At 53.5% G+C, this 6,807-nt stretch carries 4 protein-coding genes and 1 pseudogene; 3 read left to right on the top strand and 2 right to left on the bottom strand.

What is annotated here, in order from left to right; genetic code table 11:
- Nucleotides 1–45 precede the first annotated feature (45 nt).
- Nucleotides 46–1,629 carry a TerC family protein gene (locus tag HMPREF9538_RS18410; RefSeq protein ID WP_004151147.1) on the bottom strand — a complete coding sequence of 528 codons (1,584 nt, stop codon included), beginning with the start codon at nucleotides 1,627–1,629 and terminating at the stop codon, nucleotides 46–48.
- A gap of 759 nt (nucleotides 1,630–2,388) precedes the next feature.
- On the opposite strand from HMPREF9538_RS18410, the pseudogene galF reads away from it, so the two are divergent.
- A pseudogene (galF, locus tag HMPREF9538_RS18415) lies at nucleotides 2,389–3,362 on the top strand (GalU regulator GalF).
- A 315-nt stretch (nucleotides 3,363–3,677) separates the two neighbouring features.
- Nucleotides 3,678–4,307, top strand: coding sequence for a phosphatase PAP2 family protein (locus tag HMPREF9538_RS18420; protein ID WP_009484590.1), 630 nt, complete (start codon nucleotides 3,678–3,680; stop codon nucleotides 4,305–4,307).
- Nucleotides 4,308–4,855: 548 nt separating this feature from the next.
- On the opposite strand, the gene HMPREF9538_RS32155 is transcribed toward HMPREF9538_RS18420, so the two are convergent.
- Nucleotides 4,856–4,981 (bottom strand): hypothetical protein, encoded by a 126-nt coding sequence (locus HMPREF9538_RS32155; protein ID WP_369744290.1) that lies wholly within the window; start codon nucleotides 4,979–4,981, stop codon nucleotides 4,856–4,858.
- Nucleotides 4,982–5,267: 286 nt separating this feature from the next.
- Here HMPREF9538_RS32155 and HMPREF9538_RS18425 point away from each other — a divergent pair, with 286 nt between their 5' ends.
- On the top strand, nucleotides 5,268–6,701 hold the full coding sequence (locus tag HMPREF9538_RS18425; protein ID WP_009484589.1) for a capsule assembly Wzi family protein: 1,434 nt from the start codon (nucleotides 5,268–5,270) through the stop codon (nucleotides 6,699–6,701).
- The last annotated feature ends 106 nt before the right edge of the window (nucleotides 6,702–6,807 follow it).

The following is a 6,807-nucleotide window of genomic DNA, read 5'->3' as shown; positions in this document are numbered from 1 at the left end:
CCCCCCCCCCCCCCCCCCCCCCCCCCCCGGTTTTATGCCTGACGATTACACCTCATAATCCAGCTCATCCTGCTTTACCGGCGGGACGATCTGCACCTTCTGTACCCGATGGCTGTCGACCTGCAGCGTGCGCAGCGTATAACCGTCAATCTCAATGGTTTCCCCCACCTGCGGCACATGCTGCAAATACTCCATCAGCAGACCGGCAACGGTGTGGTACTCACGTTTATCATCCAGCGGCAGCGGAACGTACTGCACCAGGTCCTCCAGCGGCATATGACCATTGACCGTCCACGAACCGTCCTGATGATGCTGAATATCGTGCCGGGCATCGATCTCCTCCACCTCATTGGGCAGATTGCCGGCGATGGTCTCCATCACGTCGCTGAGGGTCACAATCCCCTCGACGGAACCAAACTCATCGACCACAAAGGCAAAATGGGTGCGGGCCTGGCGGAACTGCTCGAGCGCCGAGAGGAGCGGCAGACCCTCCGGGAAGACCAGCGGTTGACGGACCAGCGCCTGCAGATCCAGCGGCTCCTGACGCAGGGACTGCTGGAGCAGGTCAATAACATGCACCACACCCAGCAGATCTTCATTATCCTTCCCGCCGGTGACCACCAGCCGGGTATGCTGATTTTTCTCCACCAGGCTGCGGATCTCTTCCTCCGGCGCGCTGAGGTTGATGCGCTCAATATCATGGCGCGACGTCATAATACTGCTGACGCTGCGCTGATTAAGGTTCAGCACCCGCTCAATCATCAGTCGTTCCTGCGGATTAAACAGTGGATGTTGATCCTGATCGGCGACCAGCGACGCCGTGTCAGCATCCAGTTCAGCTTTTTCTTTCTGCCCGCTCAGCAGATTCATCACCGCTTCGGTAGTGCGCTGACGCAGCGTCATATTGGCGGAGAGGAAGCGACGGCGGTTAAACTGCGCCAGCTGGTTAAGGGCTTCAATCATGACCGAGAAGCCAATGGCCGCATATAGATAGCCTTTCGGAATAATAAAGCTGAAGCCTTCAGCAATCAGACTGAAGCCGATCATCAGCAGGAAGCTCAGACAGAGGATCACGATGGTCGGGTGGCTGTTAACAAAGCGCGTCAGCGCCTTGCTGGCCATCAGCATCAGGCTGATGGCGATAACCACGGCGGCCATCATCACCGCCAGGTGATCGACCATGCCGACGGCGGTGATCACCGAGTCAAGCGAGAAGATGGCGTCGAGCACCACGATCTGCGCCACGACGGCCCAGAATTTCGCCCCTTTGCGCTGGGTGGGGTTATCGCTGTCTTTCCCCTCCAGCCGCTCATTAAGCTCGACGGTCGCTTTAAACAGCAGAAACAGGCCGCCAAACAGCATAATCAAATCGCGGGCGCTAAAGCTGAAGTCGTGAAAAACAATCAGCGGTTTGGTCAGGGTGACCAGCCAGGAGATAGAGGCCAGCAGCAGAAGACGCATGACCATCGCCAGCATCAGGCCAGTGATCCGCGCGCGGTCGCGCTGGGCGGGAGGGAGTTTCTCGGCGAGGATAGCGATAAAGACCAGGTTATCGATACCCAACACCAGTTCGATAACCACCAGCGTGACGAGACCTGCCCAGATTGACGGATCGGCAATCCATTCCATATGTATTAAAACCTGTACGACTGCGGTATGTGTTACCACGATCATGGATAAGATGAATCTAAAATGCAATAACGACGCGGATATCGCCCTGCCGTGGATGGATATATTTCCAGCGGATTAAGCGAACCGATAAGAATTATGTTCCGGAAAAGAACAGTGAAAAAATAACACCATGGCGGCGACCATGGAATAAGCTTGCCGATATCAGAACTTTTTCCGCTGCGTTTCAGCGAGGGCGGCAAAAGGGCTTCCTCCCGCGGTTCGTCACGGCGAGCGCGGATGTGCAGAGCAGAAGCGGAGCGCGAAGCCCGCTCACAAAACCAGCATAATTCATATTATGAAGTGAGTGCAGAATAGGGCGGATCGCAGTTCACTGCCGCGGATTCAGGCTAATATATCGTCATATCCGGCTGTTTATGCTGAAATATATTGCCTGGCGAAATTTATTATCTCTATCTATTCTTTTCGGGCATACGCGCGGCGCGGCGGGGCCGGCGGCCAACAGACCACGATAGACGGGCCTCTCAGCCACATCGCGCGGCGCAAAGGAACGAGCCGCTGAATAACCTGAACGAGAATAAGATTATTCTCACTTCTAACTGTTGGTAAAAGAGAGTTGTGTGTATTCTTTTACGTGACAGTGAATTTAAGAATTTGGCGGGCAGATGCCCGGGCAGTATCCGTGTATTATCAGTTTCAATGGATTTGTGACATGTACAATTTTGCAAAACCGCGTGTTTTGCAACCAAACAGGTGAAGATGAATATGGCGAATTTGAAAGCGGTTATTCCGGTCGCAGGACTAGGCATGCATATGCTGCCGGCCACAAAGGCAATTCCAAAGGAGATGCTGCCGATCGTTGATAAGCCAATGATTCAGTACATCGTTGACGAAATCGTCGCCGCCGGGATCAAAGAGATTGTTCTGGTGACGCACTCCTCGAAGAACGCGGTGGAAAACCACTTCGACACCTCCTACGAGCTGGAAGCCCTGCTGGAACAGCGCGTGAAGCGCCAGCTGCTGGCGGAAGTGCAGGCCATTTGCCCGCCGGGCGTGACCATCATGAACGTGCGTCAGGCGCAGCCGCTGGGCCTGGGCCACTCCATCCTCTGCGCCCGCCCGGTAGTCGGCGACAACCCGTTTGTGGTGGTCCTGCCGGATATCATCCTTGACGGCGGCACCGCTGACCCGCTGCGCTATAACCTCGCCGCTATGATCGCCCGCTTTAACGAGACCGGCCGCAGCCAGGTGCTGGCGAAACGTATGCCGGGCGATCTCTCCGAATACTCCGTCATCCAGACCAAAGAGCCGATGGTGGCTGAAGGCCAGGTGGCGCGTATCGTCGAGTTTATTGAAAAACCGGACGAACCGCAGACCCTGGACTCCGATCTGATGGCGGTGGGGCGCTACGTGCTGTCGGCGGATATCTGGGCCGAACTGGAACGTACCGAGCCGGGCGCATGGGGCCGTATCCAACTGACCGACGCCATTGCCGAACTGGCGAAGAAGCAGTCCGTCGACGCGATGCTGATGACCGGCGAAAGCTACGACTGCGGGAAGAAAATGGGCTACATGCAGGCCTTCGTCACCTACGGGATGCGTAACCTGAAAGAAGGCGCCAAATTCCGCGAAAGCATTAAAAAACTGCTGGCCTGAGCGCCAGCCTGAAACCGAGCGGCAAGGCTGAAGCATTCGTCCTGCCGCTCAAAACGTTATGCAGAAATTATTCATAACGCGAATGTTATAACGATTGTAAAGAAACGTATGGCTTCGGAGACTTCTGGTAGTTTGTCTCTGGCCTCTGTGGTGCAATGGTCGGAGTAGCGGCAATAATGCTTTATGAATAGTCACTTAGTGCGACAATTCCTAAAGCGAAGGGAAAGCGGTCAACGACAGCCAAAAATAAAACTTGACTGCGATCATGTTTCCGCTTTAAACATCTCACTTGCATGCATAAAAATGTGAAATGAATTGGCATGCGAGCTGGTACAGACATTACGGATAATCCCTGAGCACGGCAGTGGACATCATCGAAGGATCACAGGTATATGAACTGGCAACTCATCTCATTTTTTGGCGATAGCACCGTTTTGCTGCCCAGCGCAGCGGCGCTGTTTATTGTCCTGATGCTGCGTAAAACGTCGCGGTTGCTGGCGTGGCAGTGGAGTTTGCTGTTCGGCATCACCGGCGCTATCGTCTGCGCCTCCAAACTGGCCTTTATGGGCTGGGGTCTGGGTATTCGCGAGCTGGATTACACCGGCTTCAGCGGCCACTCCGCGCTCTCCGCGGCCTTCTGGCCTATCTTCCTGTGGCTGCTCAGCGCCCGTTTCTCCGCCGGTCTGCGTAAAGCGGCCATTATTACCGGCTATGTTCTGGCCGCCGTGGTGGGCTATTCGCGGCTGGTCATCCATGCGCATTCCGTCTCGGAAGTGATTGCCGGCCTGCTGCTGGGCGCTGCTGGCAGCGCTTTGTTCCTGGTGTTGCAAAAACGTACCTCTGATCCGGAAAGCGTGAATATCTCATGGGGCGGTGTCGCATGCCTGGTGATGGTTCCACTTATCCTTTTACATAGCGGTAGCAAAGCGCCGACTCAGTCCCTGCTGGGACAAATCGCCACCGCGGTGGGGCCGCTGGATAAACCCTTTACGCGTACCGATCTGCACAAGCAGGCTTGGTAATCGCCATTTGTTTTACAGGGGAAATTAAGTTTTCGCCGGTTAATTAGACAAATAAGAAAATAATCTACTATATATCCGGTAATTGATAATTCATATTTATGAAATAATGAAGTGCTACTACATTGTTATTGAATATTTGCCTGGATATAGCTTTGATCAGACGTTTCTTAAATGCGCTGAGACGTTACCTGATGCACATCCAATGAATATCCAGACACAGGAAACTATTAGAAATTGTAGTTGACTATAACGCCATCATCTGATTTTTGCATGATGATGGGCTATGGAAAAAGACGTTTTTTTACAGTCAGTTAGCTGCATGTGTGATGTTGTAGCAGTACCGGGAAGATTTCTAACCCTGGAAATCAGTGAATAATCTTAATTGGTGACCCGCTTATTTTTTGTCAGTAGAACTGACAGGCGGCATTAATTGGCAGATATTCGGTAACAACACTCCCAATTGTGACCGAAATCCCGTAAACTTAACGCCGCCAAAAATAATGGCCTGACCAATTATTCATCCACAGGTCGATAAAAAATTAAGTCGTTCAGGTAGTCAGTGCGCTGGTAGCTGTTAAGCCAGGGGCGGTAGCGTCGCTGAAGCCGCTTGCTGCCGCACAGAGGTTCTCTTCAACGGCTGAAAAATCGTCCCGGTCAGGATGATCGCCCTCAATAGATATCTATCAATTTTCTACGGGTATCCTCAGAAGTTGGCCAGGAGCGGCTGCTGATATCGCCTGGACATTAACTTTCCTGTCTCATTGATAGCCTGTAGGGTAAAATTCGCCTACATTGTGAGCTGAGTGGATGTTATAAGGCTAACAAGCAGCTTAGGGTAAATGTACTTGCCTCGCCGGTGTTGCACAGCGAAGTCAGCTGGTGCCGCGAGCGCTTTCTATCTTGCTATTCCCCTCATTCTCATTGAGATACGACAGCGGGGCTGAAAATGGATCTTGTACAATGATAAAAATTGCGCGCATTGCCGTGACGTTGGGTTTGCTTTCCTCCCTGGGAGCCCAGGCTTACGCGGCCGGGTTAGTGGTAAATGACAACGACTTGCGTAACGACCTGGCCTGGCTTTCCGATCGCGGGGTCATCCATCTGAGCCTGTCGACCTGGCCGCTGAGCCAGGAAGAGATCGCCCGGGCACTGAAAAAGGCTAAACCGTCCTATTCTTCTGAACAAGTGGTGCTGGCGCGTATTAACCAGCGACTGTCTGCCTTGAAAGCCGATTTTCGGGTCACCGGCTACACTTCAACCGACAAGCCGGGCACTCCGCAGGGGTTTGGCCAGACGCAGCCGGCAGATAATTCGTTAGGCCTGGCGTTCAATAACAGCGGTGAGTGGTGGGATGTTCACCTGCAGGGCAACGTTGAAGGGGGAGAGCGGATCAGCAACGGATCGCGCTTCAACGCCAACGGCGCCTACGGCGCGGTGAAGTTCTGGAACCAGTGGCTCTCCTTTGGTCAGGTACCACAGTGGTGGGGACCGGGCTATGAAGGGAGCCTGATCCGCGGGGATGCCATGCGGCCGATGACCGGTTTCCTGATGCAGCGCGCAGAGCAGGCAGCGCCAGAGACCTGGTGGTTGCGCTGGGTGGGGCCATGGCAGTACCAGATCTCCGCCAGCCAGATGAATCAATATACCGCTGTGCCACACACTAAAATTATCGGTGGCCGTTTCACCTTCACGCCGTTCCAGTCACTGGAATTAGGTGCGTCGCGCATTATGCAGTGGGGTGGAGAAGGGCGTCCGCATTCTTTGAGTAGTTTCTGGGACGGGTTCACCGGACAGGATAATACCGGGACAGATAACGAACCAGGCAACCAGCTGGCCGGTTTTGACTTCAAGTTTAAACTGGAGCCAACTCTCGGCTGGCCAGTCAGTTTCTACGGACAGATGATCGGTGAGGATGAATCTGGTTACCTGCCATCGGCAAATATGTTCCTCGGTGGGGTCGAAGGGCACCACGGCTGGGGTAAGGATGCAGTGAACTGGTATCTGGAAGCGCATGATACACGTACAAATATGAGTCGAACCAATTACAGCTACCGTCACCATATTTATAAAGATGGATATTATCAGCAGGGTTATCCGCTGGGTGACGCAATGGGCGGTGATGGTCAACTCGTTGCCGGTAAGGTTGAGCTAATTACGGAGGATAACCAGCGCTGGAGTACGCGCCTGGTTTACGCCAAAGTTAACCCGGAGAATCAGTCGATCAACAAAGCATTCCCCCATGCCGATACCTTGAAAGGTGTACAGCTCGGTTGGAGCGGGGATGTGTATCAGTCGGTACGTTTGAATACATCACTGTGGTACACCAACGCGAACAACAGCGACAGCGATGACGTTGGGGCCAGCGCAGGGATAGAGATACCGTTTAGTTTATAAGGCTGAATGCTGAAAATAGGGGAGAGAGGGTGGTAGCGCTGCAGGACGCGGTCAGTTTTTTTCTCTCCGTAAGCCTGCAGGGAAGTAACGGCTAACACAGCTGCTC

This window comes from Klebsiella sp. MS 92-3, from assembly GCF_000195655.1.
GTDB lineage: Bacteria > Pseudomonadota > Gammaproteobacteria > Enterobacterales > Enterobacteriaceae > Klebsiella > Klebsiella pneumoniae.
Note: the sequence above shows the minus strand (reverse complement) of the source record. Positions and strands in the feature narration are given on the sequence as shown.

Bases quoted from the DNA above. Each gene is read 5' to 3' on its own strand.
- HMPREF9538_RS18420 (WP_009484590.1), top strand. From the start codon at position 3,678: ATGAACTGGCAACTCATCTCATTTTTTGGCGATAGCACCGTTTTGCTG.
- HMPREF9538_RS18410 (WP_004151147.1), bottom strand. From the start codon at position 1,629: ATGGAATGGATTGCCGATCCGTCAATCTGGGCAGGTCTCGTCACGCTG.
- HMPREF9538_RS18425 (WP_009484589.1), top strand. From the start codon at position 5,268: ATGATAAAAATTGCGCGCATTGCCGTGACGTTGGGTTTGCTTTCCTCC.